At 62.9% G+C, this 18,714-nt stretch carries 14 protein-coding genes; 2 read left to right on the forward strand and 12 right to left on the reverse strand.

The window, feature by feature from the left end; all coding sequences use genetic code 11:
• The 11 genes from nuoJ to ACK3BK_RS10060 form a co-directional block, all read right to left on the reverse strand.
• Entirely contained in the window at positions 1-501 is a 501-nt protein-coding gene (gene nuoJ / locus ACK3BK_RS10010; RefSeq protein ID WP_054892700.1) for an NADH-quinone oxidoreductase subunit J, read from the reverse strand.
• 10 nt (positions 502-511) lie between these two features.
• Complete coding sequence (nuoI, locus tag ACK3BK_RS10015; protein ID WP_011534620.1) at positions 512-1,060, reverse strand: NADH-quinone oxidoreductase subunit NuoI; 549 nt, start codon at positions 1,058-1,060, stop codon at positions 512-514.
• Between the two features lie 11 nt (positions 1,061-1,071).
• Positions 1,072-2,079, reverse strand: a complete 1,008-nt coding sequence (gene nuoH / locus ACK3BK_RS10020; RefSeq protein ID WP_186669786.1) for an NADH-quinone oxidoreductase subunit NuoH — start codon at positions 2,077-2,079, stop codon at positions 1,072-1,074.
• Positions 2,076-4,790 carry an NADH-quinone oxidoreductase subunit NuoG gene (gene nuoG / locus ACK3BK_RS10025; RefSeq protein ID WP_411384208.1) on the reverse strand — a complete coding sequence of 905 codons (2,715 nt, stop codon included), beginning with the start codon at positions 4,788-4,790 and terminating at the stop codon, positions 2,076-2,078. The genes nuoH and nuoG overlap by 4 nt, the downstream gene beginning before the upstream one ends.
• A gap of 132 nt (positions 4,791-4,922) precedes the next feature.
• Complete coding sequence (gene nuoF, locus ACK3BK_RS10030) at positions 4,923-6,287, reverse strand: NADH-quinone oxidoreductase subunit NuoF (RefSeq protein ID WP_186669782.1); 1,365 nt, start codon at positions 6,285-6,287, stop codon at positions 4,923-4,925.
• Entirely contained in the window at positions 6,284-6,781 is a 498-nt protein-coding gene (gene nuoE, locus ACK3BK_RS10035; protein WP_012313767.1) for an NADH-quinone oxidoreductase subunit NuoE, read from the reverse strand. Before nuoE ends, nuoF begins: the two co-directional genes overlap by 4 nt.
• Positions 6,782-6,783: 2 nt before the next feature.
• Entirely contained in the window at positions 6,784-8,565 is a 1,782-nt protein-coding gene (gene nuoC / locus ACK3BK_RS10040) for an NADH-quinone oxidoreductase subunit C/D (protein WP_186669780.1), read from the reverse strand.
• Between the two features lie 78 nt (positions 8,566-8,643).
• Entirely contained in the window at positions 8,644-9,321 is a 678-nt protein-coding gene (locus tag ACK3BK_RS10045) for a NuoB/complex I 20 kDa subunit family protein (RefSeq protein WP_186669778.1), read from the reverse strand.
• 10 nt (positions 9,322-9,331) lie between these two features.
• Positions 9,332-9,745 (reverse strand): NADH-quinone oxidoreductase subunit A, encoded by a 414-nt coding sequence (locus ACK3BK_RS10050; protein ID WP_003251427.1) that lies wholly within the window; start codon positions 9,743-9,745, stop codon positions 9,332-9,334.
• 707 nt (positions 9,746-10,452) lie between these two features.
• Entirely contained in the window at positions 10,453-11,778 is a 1,326-nt protein-coding gene (gene aceA, locus ACK3BK_RS10055) for an isocitrate lyase (protein WP_054892704.1), read from the reverse strand.
• Between the two features lie 495 nt (positions 11,779-12,273).
• Entirely contained in the window at positions 12,274-13,008 is a 735-nt protein-coding gene (locus tag ACK3BK_RS10060) for a secretin N-terminal domain-containing protein (protein WP_238348413.1), read from the reverse strand.
• Between the two features lie 181 nt (positions 13,009-13,189).
• Between ACK3BK_RS10060 and ACK3BK_RS10065 the strand changes: the two genes are divergently transcribed.
• Both ACK3BK_RS10065 and ACK3BK_RS10070 read left to right on the forward strand, forming a co-directional pair.
• Complete coding sequence (locus ACK3BK_RS10065) at positions 13,190-14,899, forward strand: S8/S53 family peptidase (RefSeq protein ID WP_411384209.1); 1,710 nt, start codon at positions 13,190-13,192, stop codon at positions 14,897-14,899.
• 131 nt (positions 14,900-15,030) lie between these two features.
• Positions 15,031-16,473 carry a SulP family inorganic anion transporter gene (locus ACK3BK_RS10070; RefSeq protein ID WP_186669772.1) on the forward strand — a complete coding sequence of 481 codons (1,443 nt, stop codon included), beginning with the start codon at positions 15,031-15,033 and terminating at the stop codon, positions 16,471-16,473.
• 67 nt (positions 16,474-16,540) lie between these two features.
• Here the strand turns inward: ACK3BK_RS10070 and fusA are convergent, their stop codons facing one another.
• Complete coding sequence (gene fusA, locus ACK3BK_RS10075; protein ID WP_411384210.1) at positions 16,541-18,652, reverse strand: elongation factor G; 2,112 nt, start codon at positions 18,650-18,652, stop codon at positions 16,541-16,543.
• Positions 18,653-18,714 lie beyond the last annotated feature (62 nt).

The following is an 18,714-nucleotide window of genomic DNA, read 5'->3' on the forward strand; positions in this document are numbered from 1 at the left end:
TTACTCCTTCGCCTCGTTGCGGCCCAGGTGGAAGGCGGTGACGGCCGCAGCCAGCAGCAGCATCGAGGCCAGTTCGACCACCAGCAGGTAGGGGCCGAACAGGCTGATGCCGACGGCCTTGGCGTCAACCGTGGTACCGCTGATGGCAGCGCCGCTCGGATTGGCGAACAGCACGTACAGCAGTTCCAGCAGCAGCAGGGCGGCGAGGATCACCGGCCCTGCCCAGATGCCCGGCTTGAGCCAGCCACGTTCCTGGGCGACCGAGGCCGGCCCCAGGTTGAGCATCATCACCACGAAGACGAACAGCACCATGATGGCGCCAGCGTAGGCGATCACTTCCAGGGCGCCGGCGAACGGCGCACCCAGGGAGAAGAAGATCATCGCCACGGAGATCAGCGAAATGATCAGGTAGAGCAGGGCGTGCACGGGGTTTGTGCCGGTCACCACCCGAAGGGTGGAGACCACGGCGATCCCGGATGCGAAGTAGAAAGCGAATTCCATCTTTCTGTCCTTATGGGAGCAAGCTCTTCACGTTGATCGGCTCGGCTTCGTTCTGCGCAGAGCCTTTCGGCTTGCCAGCGATGGCCATACCCGCAACACGGTAGAAGTTGTAGTCAGGGTTCTTGCCGGGGCCGGAGATCAGCAGATCTTCTTTCTCGTACACCAGGTCCTGACGCTTGAACTCGGCCATTTCGAAATCCGGAGTCAGCTGGATCGCGGTGGTCGGGCACGCCTCTTCACACAGGCCACAGAAGATGCAGCGCGAGAAGTTGATGCGGAAGAACTCCGGGTACCAACGGCCGTCCTCGGTCTCGGCTTTCTGCAGCGAGATGCAGCCGACCGGGCAGGCCACCGCGCAGAGGTTGCACGCTACGCAGCGCTCCTCGCCGTCGGGGTCGCGGGTGAGGACGATGCGGCCGCGATAGCGTGGCGGCAGGTACACGGGCTCTTCGGGGTATTGCAGGGTGTCGCGCTTGCGGAACCCGTGGGAGAACACCATCACCAGGCTGCGCAGCTGAGTGCCGGTGCCCTTAACGATGTCGCCGATATACTTGAACATGGGTCAAATCCTCACTGGGCCGCGACGGCTGGCGTGTTGTAGAGCACGATCGCAGCGGTCACCAGCAAATTGATCAGGGTCAGCGGCAGGCAGAACTTCCAGCTGAAGTCCATCACCTGGTCATAGCGCGGGCGCGGGATCGAGGCGCGCAGCAGGATGAACAGCATGATGAAGAACGCGGTCTTCAGCGCGAACCACAGGAACGGTACTTGCGGCAGCAGGCCGAACGGGCCGTGCCAGCCACCGAAGAACAGGGTTACCAGCAGTGCCGAGACCAGGATGATGCCGATGTACTCACCGACGAAGAACATGCCCCATTTCATGCCGGCATATTCGATGTGGTAGCCGTCGGCCAGTTCCTGTTCCGCTTCCGGCTGGTCGAACGGGTGACGGTGAGTCACGGCGACGCCAGCGATGAAGAAGGTGCAGAAACCGAAGAACTGCGGAATGATGAACCACAGGTTCTGGGCCTGGTATTCAACGATGTCGCGCATGTTGAACGAGCCCACCTGTACCACCACGCCCATCAGCGCCAGGCCCAGGAACACCTCGTACGACACGGTCTGCGCCGAGGCCCGCAGGCTGCCGAGCAGGGCGTACTTGTTATTCGACGACCAGCCGGCGAACAGCACGGCGTAGACCGACAGACCGGCCATGGCGAAGAAAAACAGCAGGCCGATGTTCAGGTCGGCGACGCCCCATACCGGGGTGATCGGGATGACCACGAAGGCGATCAGCAGGGCGCTCATCGCCACCACCGGTGCCAGGGTGAAGATCATGCGGTCGACGAAGGGTGGGTTCCAGTCTTCCTTGAAGAACATCTTCAGCATGTCGGCAGCGATCTGGAACATGCCGAACGGGCCGACGCGGTTCGGACCATAACGGTCCTGCCACCAGCCCAGCAGACGACGTTCGACGAAGCTTAGCAGCGCGCCGCAGACCACCACCGCCAGCAGAACCACGATGGCCCGCACGACGGTGAGAATCACATCGATCACTTCGGGGGTGAACCAGCTCATTGTGCTGCCTCCTGCAGGCCTTCGACGGATGCACCGAAGATGGCAGGCGGAATGCCGGCCAGGCCTTTGGGCAACGCAACCAGGCCAGCGCCCAGTTCTTCATTGATGCGCAGCGGCAGGCGCAGCGAAACGCCCGCGACGTTCAGGCTCAGCAGTGCGCCGTCGTTTACGCCCAGACGGTCGGCTTCGGACTTGGCAAGGCCCACGTAGGCCGCCGGGATACGCTCCTGCACCGGTGCCGCGCGCGAAGAGTTCTCCTCGCTGCCGAACAGGTGGAAGAACGGTACGGCAGTCCAGGTGCCACGCGCCGGGTTGAAGGCGCCCGGGATGGTGTTGAACCAGTTCAGGCGATCGCCTTGCGATTCGATCAGGCGCACGCCAGGGTCACCGGCACGCAGGTGGCCACCGACTTCATCCTGGAACTTGTTCCAGGCTTGCGGCGAGTTCCAGCCCGGCGACCAGGCGAATGGCACTTGCTGGCGCGGTTCGGCCGAGCCCGAGTAGCCTTCCATCGAGAAGGCGAACGCGGTGTCCTTGTCCTGCGGGGTGCGCGGCTCATGGACGCTGATGTTGGCGCGCATGGCGGTGCGGCCCGAGTAGCGCAGCGGCTCACGGGCAAGCTTCAAGCCCTTGATGCGGAACGCGGCGCTTGGCGCTGCGTTGACGATGCCGGCCAGTTGCGGTGCGGCGTTGGCGCAGGCGCTGGTGACGTGGTCCAGTTGGGTCCAGTCGACCGGCTTGTTCAGCAGGGTGGCACGCAGGGCGTGCATCCAGCGCCAGCCTTCGTGGATCTGGATGCTGCTGTCCAGGTACTGCGGGTCGAACACCTGGAAGAAGCGCTGGGCGCGGCCTTCCTGGCTGACCAGGGTGCCGTCGCCTTCGGCGAAGGACGCCGCAGGCAGGACCAGGTCGGCGCGGTCGCTGGTGGCGGTCTTGGAGTGGTCGGCGACGATCACCACTTTTGCGGCGGCGAGCGCAGCATCGACCTTGGCGGCCGGTACGCGGGCGTACAGGTCGTTCTCCAGCACGACGATGGCGTCGGCCTTGCCGGTGATGACGGCGTCCAGCGCAGCATCGACGGAGTCACCGCCCATCATGGCCATGCCAAGGCTGTTGGCCTCAGGTACCACCAGGCTCAGTGAGCCGTTCTTCTCGCGCAGCTTGAGGGCCTTGGCGATGTTGGCGGCGGCTTCGATCAGTGCGGCGTCAGCCAGCGAAGTACCGGCAACCACCAGTGGGCGCTTGGCGGCGACCAGGGCGTCGGCGATGCGCTGGGCCAGTGCCTTCGCTTCTGCGTCCAGGCCTTCGACGGCGGGGGCGCTCGGGTCGATGGCGTGGGCCACGGCGAAGCCCAGGCGGGCGAGGTCGGCAGGGGCTGCGCGCACGCATTCCTCGGCGACGTCATCGAGCTTGGTCTCGGCCAGCGAAGCAATGAACAGCGGGTACAGCGCGTGCTGACCGATGTTCTTCACGGCGGCATCGAGCCAAGGCTGCACTTTCATGCCTTCGGCCATGGCCTCGGCCTTGCCCTTGGTGGCCTGGCGCACAGCCAGGGCGACGCGGGCGGCGGTTTGCGTGAGGTCTTCGCCGAGTACGAACACGGCGTCGTGGTCTTCGATGTCGCGCAGGGTCGGGACTGGCAGCGGGCTGTTGTTCAGCACGTCCAGCACCAGGCGCACGCGGCTCAGCTCACCGGCTTCCATACCCGAGTAGAAGTAGTCGGCGCCGACCAGCTCGCGCAGGCCGTAGTTGCTCTCGAGGCTGGCGCGTGGCGAGCCGATGCCGACGATGGTACGGCCGCGCAGCAGGTCAGCGGCCTTGTCCAGCGCGGCGTCGAGGCCCAGCTTGCTGCCATCGGCCAGCATCGGCTGGCGTGGGCGGTCGCTGCGGTTGACGTAGCCATAGCCGAAGCGGCCACGGTCGCACAGGAAGTACTGGTTCACCGAGCCGTTGAAGCGGTTCTCGATGCGGCGCAGTTCGCCGTAGCGCTCACCGGGGCTGATGTTGCAGCCGCTGGAGCAGCCGTGGCAGATGCTCGGGGCGAACTGCATGTCCCACTTGCGGTTGTAGCGCTCGGAGTGGGTCTTGTCGGTGAATACGCCGGTTGGGCAGACCTCGGTGAGGTTGCCGGAGAACTCGCTCTCCAGCACGCCATCTTCAACGCGACCGAAGTACACGTTGTCGTGGGCGCCGTAGACACCCAGGTCGGTGCCGCCTGCGTAGTCCTTGTAGTAGCGCACGCAGCGGTAGCAGGCGATGCAGCGGTTCATCTCGTGGGCGATGAACGGGCCGAGGTCCTGGTTCTGGTGGGTACGCTTGGTGAAACGGTAGCGGCGCTCGTTGTGGCCGGTCATTACCGTCATGTCCTGCAGATGGCAGTGACCACCTTCCTCGCACACCGGGCAGTCGTGCGGGTGGTTGGTCATCAGCCATTCGACGACGCTGGCACGGAACGCCTTCGACTCGTCATCGTCGATGGAGATCCAGGTGCCGTCGGAGGCAGGGGTCATGCAGGACATGACGATGCGACCACGGGTGTCGTTCTCGTCGGTGTACTGCTTGACCGCACATTGCCGGCAGGCGCCGACGCTACCGAGCGCCGGGTGCCAGCAGAAATAAGGGATGTCGAGGCCGAGCGACAGACAGGCCTGTAACAGGTTGTCTGCACCGTTGACTTCGAGCGCTTTGCCGTCTACGTGGATAGTGGCCATGGTTCAAAGTTCTTCGTTGGCCCGCGTGAGCAGGCGTGGCTAATGGAAATCGGTGAGCTTGCGGCCGGCCGCGAATGGTTCGGGCCGGCCTGCAAGCTGGCGGGTGGCACGGACCACCCGCGATTCATCTTGTTATGCGCCGACCACAATCGGCTTGGCCAGATTCGGGCGCAGGGTGTCGGCAGCACTCGCGGGCGCGACACCGGCCTCGAATTCGGACCGGAAGTATTTGATGGCACTGCCCAGCGGCTCCACGGCACCTGGTGCGTGAGCACAGAAGGTGCGGCCTGGGCCGAGGAAGTTGACCAGACCCAGCAGGGTCTCGATGTCTTCGGCGCGGCCTTGGCCTTTCTCCAGGGCGCGCAGCATCTTCACGCTCCATGGCAGGCCGTCGCGGCATGGGGTGCACCAGCCGCACGATTCGCGGGCGAAGAACTCTTCCATGTTGCGCAGCAGCGAGACCATGTTGATGCTGTCGTCGACCGCCATCGCCAGGCCAGTACCCATACGGGTGCCGACCTTGGCGATACCACCGGCGTACATCTGTGCGTCCAGGTGTTCCGGCAGCAGGAAACCGGTACCGGCACCACCTGGCTGCCAGCACTTGAGCTTGAAGCCGTCGCGCATGCCGCCGGCGTAGTCTTCGAACAGCTCGCGGGCGGTCACGCCGAAAGGCAGTTCCCACAGGCCCGGGTTTTTCACCTTGCCGGAGAAGCCCATCAGTTTGGTGCCGTGGTCTTCGCTGCCTTCGCGGGCCAGCGACTTGTACCAGTCGTTGCCGTTGGCGACGATGGCCGGGACGTTGCACAGGGTTTCGACGTTGTTCACGCAGGTCGGCTTGCCCCACACGCCGACGGCGGCAGGGAAGGGCGGCTTGGAGCGCGGGTTGGCGCGACGGCCTTCGAGCGAGTTGATCAGTGCGGTTTCTTCACCGCAGATGTAGCGCCCGGCACCAGTGTGCACGAACAGTTCGAAGTCGAAACCGGAACCGAGGATGTTCTTGCCCAGCAGGCCAGCGGCCTTGGCTTCCTCGATGGCACGGTTGAGGTTCTTCGCTGCCGTGGTGTACTCGCCGCGCAGGAAGATGTAGCCACGGTAGGCCTTCAGCGCGCGGGCGCTGATCAGCATGCCCTCGACCAGCAGATGGGGCTGTTGCTCCATCAGCATGCGGTCTTTCCAGGTGTTGGGCTCCATTTCGTCCGCGTTGCACAGCAGGTAGCGGATGTTCATGGATTCGTCTTTGGGCATCAGGCCCCACTTCACGCCAGTGGGAAAGCCTGCGCCGCCGCGGCCCTTGAGGCCGGAGTCCTTGACGCTTTGCACGATGTCGTCGGCGGACATGTCGGCCAGGGCCTTGCGGGCCGCGGCATAGCCGTTCTTGGACTCGTACTCGGTCAGCCACACTGGCTCGCCGTCGTCACGCAGGCGCCAGGTCAGCGGGTGGGTTTCAGCCGAGCGCGCGATGCGGTTGGCCGGGCCGAAGGAAGTGATGGTCATACGTAACCCTCCAGCAGTTTGGAGACGCCGGCAGGCTGCACGTCGCCAAAGGTGTCGTCGTCGATCATCAGCGCCGGGGCCTTGTCGCAGTTGCCCAGGCAGCACACCGGCAGCAGGGTGAAGCGGCCATCGGCGGTGGTCTGGCCCAGGCCGATGCCCAGCTCGCTCTGGATCTGACTGACAACCGATTCATGGCCGCCGATATAGCAGACCATGCTGTCGCACACGCGAATGATGTGGCGACCGACCGGCTGGCGGAAGATCTGGCTGTAGAAGGTGGCCACGCCCTCGACGTCGCTGGCAGGGATGCCCAGCACTTCGCCGATTGCGTAGATGGCGCCGTCCGGCACCCAGCCGCGTTCTTTCTGTACGATTTTCAAGGCTTCGATGGACGCCGCGCGCGGGTCTTCGTAGTGGTGCATCTCGTGCTCGATGGCCGAGCGCTCGGTTTCGCTCAGGGCGAAACGGTCGGTTTGGATAAGCGTGCTGTTCATGCTTAGCGGTCCACGTCAGCCATAACGAAGTCGATACTGCCCAGGTACGCGATCAGGTCCGCGACCATGCTGCCTTTGATCACCGAAGGGATCTGCTGCAGGTGCGGATAGCTGGGCGTGCGGATCCGGGTGCGGTAGCTCATGGTGCCGCCATCGCTCGTCAGGTAGTAACTGTTGATGCCCTTGGTCGCCTCGATCATCTGGAACGACTCGTTGGCCGGCATGACCGGGCCCCACGAGACTTGCAGGAAGTGGGTGATCAGGGTCTCGATGTGCTGCAGGGTGCGCTCTTTCGGTGGCGGCGTGGTCAGCGGGTGATCCGCCTTGTACGGGCCTTCCGGCATGTTGCGCAGGCACTGGTCGATGATGCGGATACTCTGGCGCATCTCCTCGACACGAACCATGCAGCGATCGTAGGCATCGCCGTTGTGGGCCAGCGGTACTTCGAACTCGAAGTTCTCGTAGCCGGAGTAGGGGCGGGCTTTGCGCAGGTCGAAGTCGCAACCGGTGGCGCGCAGGCCGGCACCGGTGGTACCCCACTCCAGCGCTTCCTTGGTGTTGTATGCGGCAACGCCGATGGTACGGCCCTTGAGGATGCTGTTCTGCAGGGCGGCCTTGGTGTATTCGTCCAGGCGCTTGGGCAGCCATTCGACGAAATCCTTGACCAGCTTGTCCCAGCCGCGCGGCAGGTCGTGGGCGACGCCGCCGATGCGGTACCAGGCCGGGTGCAGGCGGAAACCGGTGATCGCCTCGATCACGGTGTAGGCACGCTGGCGGTCGGTGAAGGTGAAGAACACCGGGGTCATGGCGCCGACGTCCTGGATGTAGGTACCCAGGAACAGCAGGTGGCTGGTGATCCGGAAGAATTCGGCGAGCATGATGCGAATCACGTCGACTTTCTGCGGCACCTGGATACCGGCCAGCTTCTCGACCGCGAGTACGTACGGCAGGTTGTTCATTACCCCGCCGAGGTAGTCGATACGGTCGGTGTAGGGAATGAAGCTGTGCCAGGACTGACGTTCGGCCATCTTTTCGGCACCACGGTGGTGGTAGCCGATGTCGGGGACGCAGTCGACGATTTCTTCGCCGTCCAGTTGCAGGACGATACGGAAGGCACCGTGGGCAGAAGGGTGGTTGGGGCCGAGGTTGAGGAACATGTAGTCCTCGTTGGCGCCCTGGCGTTTCATGCCCCAGGCCTCGGGGTTGAAGCGCGCCGACTCTTCTTCAAGCTGTTGCTTGGCGAGGTTCAGCGAGTAGGGATCGAACTCGGTGGCGCGAGCCGGAAAGTCCTTGCGCAGCGGGTGACCTTCCCAGGTCGGCGGCATCAGGATGCGCGACAGGTGCGGGTGACCGGCGAAGTCGATGCCGAACATGTCCCAGACTTCACGCTCGTACCAGTTGGCGTTCGGCCAGATGCTGGTCACGGACGGCAGGTTCAGGTCGCCTTCGCTCAGCGACACCTTGATCATCACGTCGCTGTTACGCTCGACCGACAACAGGTGGTAGAACACGCTGAAGTCGGCGGCAGGCAGGCCGCGGCGCTGGGTGCGCAGGCGCTCGTCGACGCCGTGCAGGTCGTACAGCATGCTGTACGGTTTGGCGACGTTGCGCAGGAAAGAAAGTACATCTTTGAGCTGGGCACGGTTGACCCACAGTACCGGCATGCCGGTGCGGGTCTCTTGGGCGACGAAGGCGTCAGCGCCAAAACGGTTGTGCAGTTCGACGACCACATCCTGGTCGTCAGCCTTGTAAGGCGGAATATAAATAGCGGTGTCCGCTGTCATGGTCTCGGTCGCTTTGAGTCAACGTAGAGAATGAAGCCAGGCCGCCGGCTCCTGGGGAGCGGGCGGCAGGTCGCTGGATCAGACTTCGTCGGGGCTGCGCAGGTTGGTTACCGCGATACGCTGTTCGCGACGCAGGTCCTTCTGGGCGGGCATCTCGGCACGGTAAATGCCTTGATCGCCGACAACCCAGGAGAGTGGGCGTCGCTCCTGGCCGATCGATTCCTGCAGCAGCATCAAGCCTTGCAGGAAGGCTTCGGGGCGCGGCGGGCAGCCAGGCACGTACACGTCCACGGGGAGGAACTTGTCGACCCCCTGAACGACCGAGTAGATGTCGTACATGCCACCGGAGTTGGCGCACGAACCCATGGAGATGACCCACTTGGGTTCGAGCATCTGCTCGTAGAGGCGCTGGATGATCGGCGCCATCTTGATGAAGCAGGTACCGGCGACGACCATGAAGTCAGCCTGGCGCGGCGACGCCCGGATGACTTCGGCGCCGAAGCGGGCGATGTCGTGGGGTGCCGTGAAGGCCGTGGTCATTTCCACGTAGCAGCAGGACAGGCCGAAGTTGTACGGCCAGAGGGAGTTCTTGCGACCCCAGTTGACCGCGCCACGCAGCACATCTTCGAGTTTCCCCATGTAGATGTTCTTGTGGACCTGGTCCTCCAGCAGTTGGTCGGTGACGGTTTCCCGATCACCTACCGGGTACTGCTCGTTGGGCGCATCCGGATCGATTCTGGTGAGATTGTATTGCATTGCCAAAGCCTCATTGTTTCAGCTTCGCTTGCCGCTTGCGGCGACCTTCGGGAGCCCAATCAAGAGCACCGACGCGCCAAAGGTAGACAAGACCTGCCAACAGAATTGCTATGAAAACGAGAGCTTCGACGAATCCGGTCCAGCCGCTTTCGCGGACGGACACAGACCATGCAAAGAGAAAGAGGGCTTCGATATCGAAGATCACGAACAGCATCGCGACCAGATAGAATTTGGCGGACAGGCGCAGGCGGGCGCTGCCGACGGGCAGCATGCCGGATTCGAAGGGTTCGTTCTTGGCGCGGCCCCAAGCCTTGCTGCCGAGCAGGCTGGACAGGCCGAGCATGAAGGCACACAGGCCGACGACACCCAGGAGGAAGATGGCAAAGCCCCAGTTGTGGGCGATGAGTCCTGCCGAATCGGACATGCTTGAAATCCTTATACAGAGACCCAGCTCTGCAGTCTGAAATAAGTAGAGCGGCGACGCGGTGTCGCTGACGCAGTGACCAAATGTCGCAGCTGAATCAATCGCGCTGATTTTATGGGTAAACCCACGGCAAGTAAAATTTCCAGCGCAAATTTATTCGTAGGATTAAGAACAAAAATCTTTCGTAAATGGCTGAAAGCCTTGAGTTTCGGGCATTCCAACCAGATTTGTTAATTATGTTTCTTGGTTGGCGTAACGAGTCTTCAATTTAATAATGATAATTAATATCATTTGGGCTGGGCCGCTGTTTTTTTCCTCATCTGTTACCTGCCTAGTTCAATTCACAATCTTGTCACTTGCAAATGAGAAAAACTCTCGTTCTAGCAGTTGCAGCGTTCTCGTGCACCGCTCCGGGTCAATGTTTCGGCGAAAGACGGGGCTACGGGGCGGGCTGCAATGGCAAGGAGGCGCAAGCGAGCAAGCAGGGTGCGGGCTGTGCTTCTTAATATAGAGGGCATCCAGGCGTTGGCTTGGACGAGGCATGTGGCAGTCCTTGCTTGCTGTGCTGTCTCAAGCATAGCCCTGATCTCGGGGTTTGGCTCGTCGTCAGGACATCAGGCGCCTGCAGGGGGAGGCAGTGGTGGGGCGGCAGGCAAAAGAAAGCCCGGGGCTTTCTCAAGCCCCGGGCCTCTGTCAGCAACCCACTATCAGTGGAACTGCTCTTCCTCGGTCGAACCGGTCAGTGCTGTCACCGACGAAGCGCCACCCTGGATCACGGTGGTCATGTCGTCGAAATAACCGGTGCCCACTTCCTGCTGGTGCGCCACGAAGGTGTAGCCCTTGCTGGCGTCGGCGAATTCCTGCTCCTGCAGTTTCACGTAGGCGGTCATGTCGTTGCGGGCGTAGTCGTGCGCCAGGTTGAACATGCCGTGCCACATGTTGTGGATGCCGGCCAGGGTGATGAACTGGTGCTTGTAGCCCATCGCCGACAGTTCGCGCTGGAACTTGGCGATGGTGGCATCGTCCAGGTTCTTCTTCCAGTTGAAGGATGGCGAGCAGTTGTACGACAGCAGTTGGTCCGGGTACTCCTTCTTGATCGCTTCGGCAAAGCGACGGGCTTCGTCCAGGTCCGGCTTGGCGGTTTCGCACCAGATCAAGTCGGCGTACGGGGCGTAGGCCAGGCCGCGGGCGATGGCCTGGTCGAGGCCCGCACGTACCTTGTAGAAGCCTTCACGGGTGCGCTCGCCGATCACGAACGGCTGGTCGTAAGGGTCGCAGTCGCTGGTCAGCAGGTCAGCAGCGTTGGCGTCGGTGCGGGCGAGGATGATGGTCGGTACGCCCGCAACGTCAGCGGCCAGACGCGCGGCCACCAGCTTCTGTACGGCTTCCTGGGTTGGCACCAGTACCTTGCCACCCATGTGACCGCATTTTTTCACCGAGGCCAGCTGGTCTTCGAAGTGCACGCCGGCGGCGCCTGCCTCGATCATGTTCTTCATCAGCTCGTAGGCGTTCAGCACGCCGCCGAAACCGGCTTCGGCGTCAGCCACGATCGGTGCGAAGTAGTCGATGTAGCCATCGTCGCCTGGGTTCTTGCCGGCTTTCCACTGGATCTGGTCGGCGCGGCGGAAGGCGTTGTTGATGCGCTTGACCACGGTCGGTACGGAGTCGACCGGGTACAGCGACTGGTCAGGGTACATGGACTCGGCCGAGTTGTTGTCGGCGGCTACCTGCCAGCCGGACAGGTAAATGGCCTGAATGCCGGCTTTTACCTGCTGCACGGCCTGGCCGCCGGTGAGGGCGCCCATGCAGTTGACGAAATCTTTTTCGGGCCGGAAGGACGGGTGGGCACCTTGGGTGACCAGCTTCCACAGTTTTTCTGCGCCTTGACGAGCAAAGGTGTGCTCTGGCTGCAGGGAGCCACGCAGGCGAACGACATCGGCGGCGGTGTAGGTACGGGTCACGCCTTTCCAGCGCGGGTTCTCGGCCCAGTCTTTCTCGAGGGCTGCAATTTGCTGTTCGCGTGTCAGTGCCATGGAAATAAACCTCGTCGCATCGATCTTGAGTGTAGTTGTGCGGATGCTCAGGTCGCGGAATCAGAGGCCTGGCGGCTGTCCTGTCCGGGGGAGTGCGGCGGCGAACGGGGAAGGCTCGAAGGGGAAGGGGGTGCAGTTCAGGCGAAGGTGTCCCCAGCAGGTCGGCTCGTGGATGCCTTGCTGCGGTGCGACGTCGATTGCCGGTTCTGCGGTGATGCGCTTCCGTCCCTCGGGACAACTTCTTCGTTGCAGTCGCAATCCCGTCGAACCGCCTTGTGGGCCGTATAGACACAGGACGCCTCCAGGGGTATCGGGAGGGCGTCCCGAAGGCCCTTGCCAGGGCCCCTGATTAGCGGGAGCGAGGCCATCATGCCCTTGGCGAAAAGAGCCTGTCAAATGTTTTGTAGTGCTTTTTTTGGCTTACTACATCTTTGGTCTAATGCGACTCTGCAGTCAGTTTCAAGGCCCTTGGTCGAGGCCTTGAACTGCCTGGGATCAGTCGAGAAGGTCGACTTTGACGCGTAGCGTCATGTTTTCACCGCGCTGGGTGCTGTAGGTGAGGGCCGAAGGGCTGTTTTCGGCCTGGCTCTGCTGGTTGTACCCCGCCAGGGTGATCCACTCGCCGAGCTTGCCCGAGATGGTCGTGTCGGTGCTCTGCACTTTCACTACATCCTGGCGTTCCTGGCTCATTCGATCATTATTGGTGCTGATTTGCAGACGAACCGTTTCACCGCTGACGCTCGGCGTGACGTAGAAACCCTGGGTCACATTGCGGTACTGGGTATCGCTCTGGATGCGTCCGTAACCATCGGTCGAGGTGCTGGTGATGGGGATGCTCTGGCCGATCTGGATCAGTGCCGGCTGGCCTTCGCTGGCCTGGATCTGCTGCAGGCCGCCTTCGCGGTTGCTGGTGCCGTACTGGATGACCCGGGCGTTGCCGCGGTTGTCCTGGTAGTTGCTGTCGTTGTTGTCAACGCTGATCAGCAGGCGTTTGGGCGCAGTGTCCAACTGCTGTAGCAAGGCGCGCAGGTCGTCGATGCGTTCCGGGCTGGCATTGACGATCAATTTGTTCTCGAAGGCGCTGACGGTTCCGTCCTTTCCAAGAAAGGACTGGGCGGTCGGCAGCAGCTCGGCGCTGCTGCGGTGCTGCAGCGGCACGACTTCGGTGGCCGCCTGTGCGGTGAGGCTGGCCGCCAGCAGCAGGGCGGTGACAAGGGGGCGTAGCGGCATGTAGGTGGTCTCCGCAGGTTGAATAGACATGATGGCAAATTTGCCAGCATTGTGCCGTGTCTGGATCACAGGGATTTGAAATTTGCAGTGCGGCTGCGGAGCTTTCGAGGGCTACCGTCAACAGCTGAACCATCGCCTGAGCGCTGGGGTCGCAGCAAAAAGACCATTGCAGACCTTCAGCATGAAGCACTACCTACCTTTGTTGTTGCTTGTTCTTGGACAGAGTGCCATCGCCGAACCGCGCATCCAGCAGTTGCAGCGCTGCGACGATTTGCTGTCCGAGGCCTCGCAGCACTGGTGCCTGCGCGCGCAAGGTCTGGAGCACCAGGCTCCACAGGTGTGGCTGGGCGACCGGGCCTTGCCTGCCAATGCCGTGCAGCGCGAGGGCGACAGGCTCGAGTTCACGCTCGACCAGCCCGGTCCGAGCGCTGCTTTGTGGCTGCAGGTCAGCGGGCAGAAAAGCAATCCGGTCTGGCTCACTCGCCAGCGCAGCCATGTGGTCGCCGCAGGCCCGCACGAGGTGGCCAGGAACATGGACGGCCTGACCACCTACCTCGACCTGGTCAGCCTGTTGATCGAGGAAAAGCACAACGGGCGCAAGGAGGCGCAACGTATCGCCAACAAATATGGTGCGCAGGTGGTGGGGGCGATCCCGCCGTTGAACGTCTACCAACTGCGCCTTCCGGTACGTGATCTTGTACAGCGCGATGCGATGATCCTGCGCATGGGCAGCGAGATAAGCGTGGACGCGGTGATCGTCGAAGAGTCGGCGCCGGAGCGAGGTGAGGAAGGCGAGGGCGGCAAGGCTACGGTCATCGACCAGGCCGATGAGTGGGCGGCCAATCGTTTCACGGATGCCCTGTACTACTACCAGCGCCGGGTCCCGGCCTCGAACGTGCCTGTACAGCCGATACGTGTGGGCGTGATCGAGCGCGAGCTGGATTTCGACGCTGCGCCCTTTCAGGTTTATCGCGGCGCCTGCGGGCCAAGACAGACCTGCCTTTATGGCCGCGACGGCGCACGTGCGCAGAGCCACGGCAGCCACGTCGCCGGTATCCTGGCCGGGCGCGGGGAGGGGGTGGCAGGTGGCTTTCTCAGCGGCCTGGGCAAGGCCAGCCCCGGGTTCGAGGTGATCGTCGAGCGCAACTCGGATGCAGGTATCACCGCCAATATCGCCGCGTCGGTCAACCTGGTCGAGGACGGCGTACGGGTGCTCAACTGGAGTTGGGGTATCCACCGCGTGGGCGCCAAAAACGTGGAGGGCGACGAGGTCGATTCGCTGGTGCGCTCGGGGTTGGCCATGAGTGGCTACGAGGAGTTGCTCGAGGAATTCTTCCTGTGGCTGCGCAGCGAGCACCCGGATGTGGTGGTGGTCAATTCGGCGGGCAATGGCTCGTCATGGTCTGGCACCGATGAATACCGTTTGCCATCGTCGTTCGTGACCGAGCAGTTGCTGGTGGTGGGCGGGCATCAACGCGGCGAGCGCGACACCGCGGTCGAGGATCCGCAGCATGTGGTCAAGCGCCGCAGCTCCAACGTCGACATGCGTGTGGATGTCAGTGCAGCAGCCTGCCTGCAACCTGCCGATGCTGGCAAGCCGCACTGCGGTACGTCCTACGCGACGCCGTTGGTGGCTTCGACGGTTGCAGCGATGCTGTCGATCAATCCGCAGCTTACGCCCGAGCAGGTGCGTATGTTGCTGCGCCGCAGCTCCCTGACCATGGGCTCTGAACAGGACTTCGAGGCGATGGATGCCGAGGACCTGACTGCGCCGATCCTGCCGTCGGAGCGCAATGGCCGCCTCAATGATCCCGACCTGGGCCGCTCGGCACGACTGGACATGCACCGCGCGCTGGATCTTGCGGTGCAGAGCCGGGAGCGGGTGCGCTGAGCAGAGCGGCGGTGGCCGCTGTCAGACAAATTCCGTAACATCGCGCCCTTCATTTTTGCTTCTGCGTGGGTGATGGGTTGCTCCCATTGCGCGCGCGCCGTCGCCATGACTGGACACTTCACAGGATCTACATGAAACCCGCCCGACTTCGCGCCGACGTCCTCGCTGGCCTGACCACCTCCTTCGCCCTGGTGCCCGAGTGCATCGCTTTCGCCTTGGTGGCGCACCTCAATCCGCTGATGGGGCTCTACGGTGCCTTCATCATTTGCACGCTGACCGCGTTGTTCGGCGGTCGCCCAGGGATGATCTCCGGCGCCGCCGGGTCGATGGCGGTGGTGATCGTCGCCCTGGTCGTGCAGCACGGTGCCCAGTATCTGTTGGCCACGGTGCTGCTTGGCGGGATCGTGATGATCCTGTTCGGCGTGCTGCGTCTTGGGAAGCTGGTGCGGCTGGTGCCTTACCCGGTGATGCTTGGCTTCGTCAATGGCCTGGCCATCGTCATCGCCATGGCCCAGCTCGAGCATTTCAAGGACGGCGAGCACTGGCTCGGCGGGAAGCCGCTGCTGCTGATGGTCGGTCTGGTAGCCCTGACGATGCTGGTGGTCTACGTACTGCCGAAGCTGACCCGCGCGGTGCCGCCTGCGCTGGTGGCTATTCTCGGTGTGGGCCTGCTGGTCTACCTGCTCGAGCTGCCGACCCGCACCCTCGGCGACATGGCGCACATCGCCGGTGGCCTGCCGCAACTGGCCTGGCCGGAGGTGCCCTGGAACCTCGAGACGCTCAAGATCATCGCCCCCTATGCGCTGTTGATGGCCATGGTCGGTCTGCTGGAAACCCTGCTGACCCTCAATCTCACCGATGAGATCACCGAGAGCCGCGGTTTCCCTGATCGTGAATGTGTGGCCCTGGGCGCGGCCAACATGGTGTCGGGGCTGTGCGGTGGCATGGGCGGCTGCGCGATGATCGGCCAGACCGTGATCAACCTGAGTTCCAATGGCCGCGGTCGGCTGTCGGGCGTGGTGGCGGGGGTGATGATCCTGCTGTTCGTGTTGTTCCTGTCGCCGCTGATCGAGCGTATTCCGCTGGCCGCACTGGTCGGGGTGATGTTCGTCGTGGCGCAGCAGACCTTTGCCTGGGCGTCGCTGCGAGTGCTGCACAAGGTGCCGAAAAGCGATGTGTTGGCGATCATTGCAGTAACGGTGGTCACGGTACTGACGGATCTGGCCACTGCGGTGCTGTTCGGGATTGTCATCGCGGCCATCAACTTCGCCTGGCAGCATGCTCGTGAGCTGTATGCCGATAGCCACGAGGACGGCCAGGGCGGCAAGATTTACCAAGTGCACGGCACCTTGTTCTTCGCCTCGACCACACCGTTTCTCGAGCAGTTCGATCCGGCGCAGGATCCGCAGAGCGTGACGCTGGACTGCAAGCACCTGAGTTTCGTCGACTACTCGGCGATCGCCGCGTTGAAGACCCTGCGCGAGCGGTATTCCCGTGCGGGCAAGCACCTGCGCGTGGTGCATCTGTCGGAGCGGTGCAAGAAGCTGTTGCGGCGGGCAGGCGAGCAGCATTGAGGTTCTGAGTCGGCGAGACCGACGCCATCGCGGGGCAAGTCCGGGCCCCGCGATGAGGTCGCCTGGGCTATTCCCCCCGGTTCTTCTTCACGATGCCATCGGCGATACTCGCCGGCGCCTCCGCATAGCGCGTGAACTCCATTGAGAAGCTGGCCCGGCCTTGGGTCATCGAGCGCATCGAGGTGGCGTAGCCGAACATCTCGCCCAATGGCACCTCGGCGCGAATCACCTTGCCGGCGGGCGTCTCGTCACCATCCTGGATCATCCCGCGGCGACGGCTGAGGTCGCCCAGAATGTCGCCCTGGTACTCCTCCGGCGTTACCACTTCGACCTTCATCACCGGCTCTAGCAACACTGCGCCGCCTTTTTGAGACAGCTGCTTGGTCGCCATGGACGCGGCAATCTTGTAGGCCATTTCGTTTGAGTCGACGTCGTGGTAGGAGCCGTCGAACACTGCGGCCTTGAGGTTGATCAGGGGATACCCGGCGAGCACGCCGTTCTTCATCTGCTCCTCGATGCCTTTCTGAATCGCCGGGATGTATTCGCGCGGCACCACGCCGCCGACGATTTCATTGATGAACTCCAGGCCTTCCTGGCCTTCGTCGCCCGGGGCGAAGCGTATCCAGCAGTGGCCATACTGGCCGCGTCCGCCAGACTGTCGGACGAAGCGGCCTTCGATCTCGCAGGTGTTGCGGATTTTTTCGCGGTAGGCGACCTGTGGTTTGCCGATATTGGCCTCGACGTTGAACTCCCGGCGCATGCGGTCGACGATGATGTCCAGGTGCAGCTCGCCCATGCCGGAGATGATGGTCTGCCCGGTCTCTTCGTCGGTGCGCACGCGGAACGAGGGGTCTTCCTGCGCGAGCTTGCCCAGGGCGATCCCCATCTTCTCCTGGTCGGCCTTGGTTTTCGGCTCGACTGCGACCGAGATCACCGGGTCCGGGAAGTCCATGCGCTCGAGGATGATCGGCTTGTCGATGTCGCACAGGGTGTCGCCGGTGGTCACGTCCTTCATGCCGATCAGCGCGGCGATGTCGCCTGCGCACACGTCCTTGATTTCCGCGCGCTGGTTGGCGTGCATCTGGACCATGCGGCCGATGCGTTCCTTCTTGCCCTTGACCGAGTTGAGCACCGCATTGCCGGAACTGAGTACGCCGGAGTAGACGCGGGCGAAGGTCAGGGTGCCGACGAAGGGGTCGGTGGCGATCTTGAAGGCGAGTGCGGAGAACGGTTCCTTGTCGTCGGCATGGCGCTCGAGGTGCTTTTCCTCGTCGTCCGGGTCGGTGCCCTTGATTGCAGGGATTTCGCTGGGGGCGGGGAGGTAGTCGATCACCGCATCGAGCATCAGTGGCACGCCCTTGTTCTTGAACGAGGAGCCAAGGATGGTCGGTACGATCTCGTTGGCGATGGTGCGTTGGCGCAGGGCGGCCTTGATCTCGTCGATGCTCAGCTCTTCGCCTTCAAGAAACTTAAGGGTCAGTTCGTCATTGGCTTCGGCCGCGGCCTCGACCATGTGCGCGCGCCATTCGTCGGCCAGGGCCTGCAGTTCGGCGGGAATCGGTTCTTCGCGGTAGCTGGTGCCCTGGTCGGCGTCGTTCCAGTAGATGGCCTTCATCTTCACCAGGTCGATCTGGCCGATGAAGTTTTCTTCGCTGCCGATGGCCAACTGGATGGGCACCGGGTGGTGGCCCAGGCGCTGGTCGATCTGCTTCACCACACGCAGAAAGTCCGCACCCTGGCGGTCCATCTTGTTGATATAGGCCAGGCGTGGCACGTGGTACTTGTTGGCCTGGCGCCATACCGTCTCGGACTGCGGCTCGACCCCGTCGGCGCCGCTGAAGACCACCACTGCGCCATCGAGCACGCGTAGCGAACGCTCCACCTCGATGGTGAAGTCGACGTGGCCGGGCGTATCGATGATGTTGAAGCGGTACTTGTCGGCGAATTGCTTGGTCGAGCCTTGCCAGAACGCCGTGGTCGCCGCCGAGGTGATGGTGATGCCGCGTTCCTGCTCCTGGGCCATCCAGTCCATGGTCGCGGCGCCGTCGTGGACCTCGCCCATCTTGTGGTTGACCCCGGTGTAGAACAGGATGCGTTCTGTCGTGGTGGTCTTGCCGGCATCGACGTGGGCGACGATGCCGATATTGCGGTACAGCTCGATGGGGGTTGTGCGGGCCATGGCAGGTCACCTGCAGGTGAGGATTCTCCCACGGTAGCAGACCGGGAGAATCCTGCTGCGCC

Source organism: Pseudomonas sp. L7 (assembly GCF_046605565.1).
Lineage (GTDB): Bacteria > Pseudomonadota > Gammaproteobacteria > Pseudomonadales > Pseudomonadaceae > Aquipseudomonas > Aquipseudomonas wayambapalatensis.

Excerpts from the sequence above, each read along its gene's own strand:
- ACK3BK_RS10045 (WP_186669778.1), bottom strand. The coding sequence starts at position 9,321 with ATGCAATACAATCTCACCAGAATCGATCCGGATGCGCCCAACGAGCAG.
- nuoH (WP_186669786.1), bottom strand. The coding sequence starts at position 2,079 with ATGAGCTGGTTCACCCCCGAAGTGATCGATGTGATTCTCACCGTCGTG.
- nuoC (WP_186669780.1), bottom strand. The coding sequence starts at position 8,565 with ATGACAGCGGACACCGCTATTTATATTCCGCCTTACAAGGCTGACGAC.
- nuoG (WP_411384208.1), bottom strand. The coding sequence starts at position 4,790 with ATGGCCACTATCCACGTAGACGGCAAAGCGCTCGAAGTCAACGGTGCA.
- nuoE (WP_012313767.1), bottom strand. The coding sequence starts at position 6,781 with ATGAACAGCACGCTTATCCAAACCGACCGTTTCGCCCTGAGCGAAACC.
- ACK3BK_RS10060 (WP_238348413.1), bottom strand. The coding sequence starts at position 13,008 with ATGCCGCTACGCCCCCTTGTCACCGCCCTGCTGCTGGCGGCCAGCCTC.
- aceA (WP_054892704.1), bottom strand. The coding sequence starts at position 11,778 with ATGGCACTGACACGCGAACAGCAAATTGCAGCCCTCGAGAAAGACTGG.
- fusA (WP_411384210.1), bottom strand. The coding sequence starts at position 18,652 with ATGGCCCGCACAACCCCCATCGAGCTGTACCGCAATATCGGCATCGTC.
- ACK3BK_RS10050 (WP_003251427.1), bottom strand. The coding sequence starts at position 9,745 with ATGTCCGATTCGGCAGGACTCATCGCCCACAACTGGGGCTTTGCCATC.
- ACK3BK_RS10065 (WP_411384209.1), top strand. The coding sequence starts at position 13,190 with ATGAAGCACTACCTACCTTTGTTGTTGCTTGTTCTTGGACAGAGTGCC.
- nuoF (WP_186669782.1), bottom strand. The coding sequence starts at position 6,287 with ATGACCATCACTTCCTTCGGCCCGGCCAACCGCATCGCGCGCTCGGCT.
- nuoI (WP_011534620.1), bottom strand. The coding sequence starts at position 1,060 with ATGTTCAAGTATATCGGCGACATCGTTAAGGGCACCGGCACTCAGCTG.
- ACK3BK_RS10070 (WP_186669772.1), top strand. The coding sequence starts at position 15,031 with ATGAAACCCGCCCGACTTCGCGCCGACGTCCTCGCTGGCCTGACCACC.
- nuoJ (WP_054892700.1), bottom strand. The coding sequence starts at position 501 with ATGGAATTCGCTTTCTACTTCGCATCCGGGATCGCCGTGGTCTCCACC.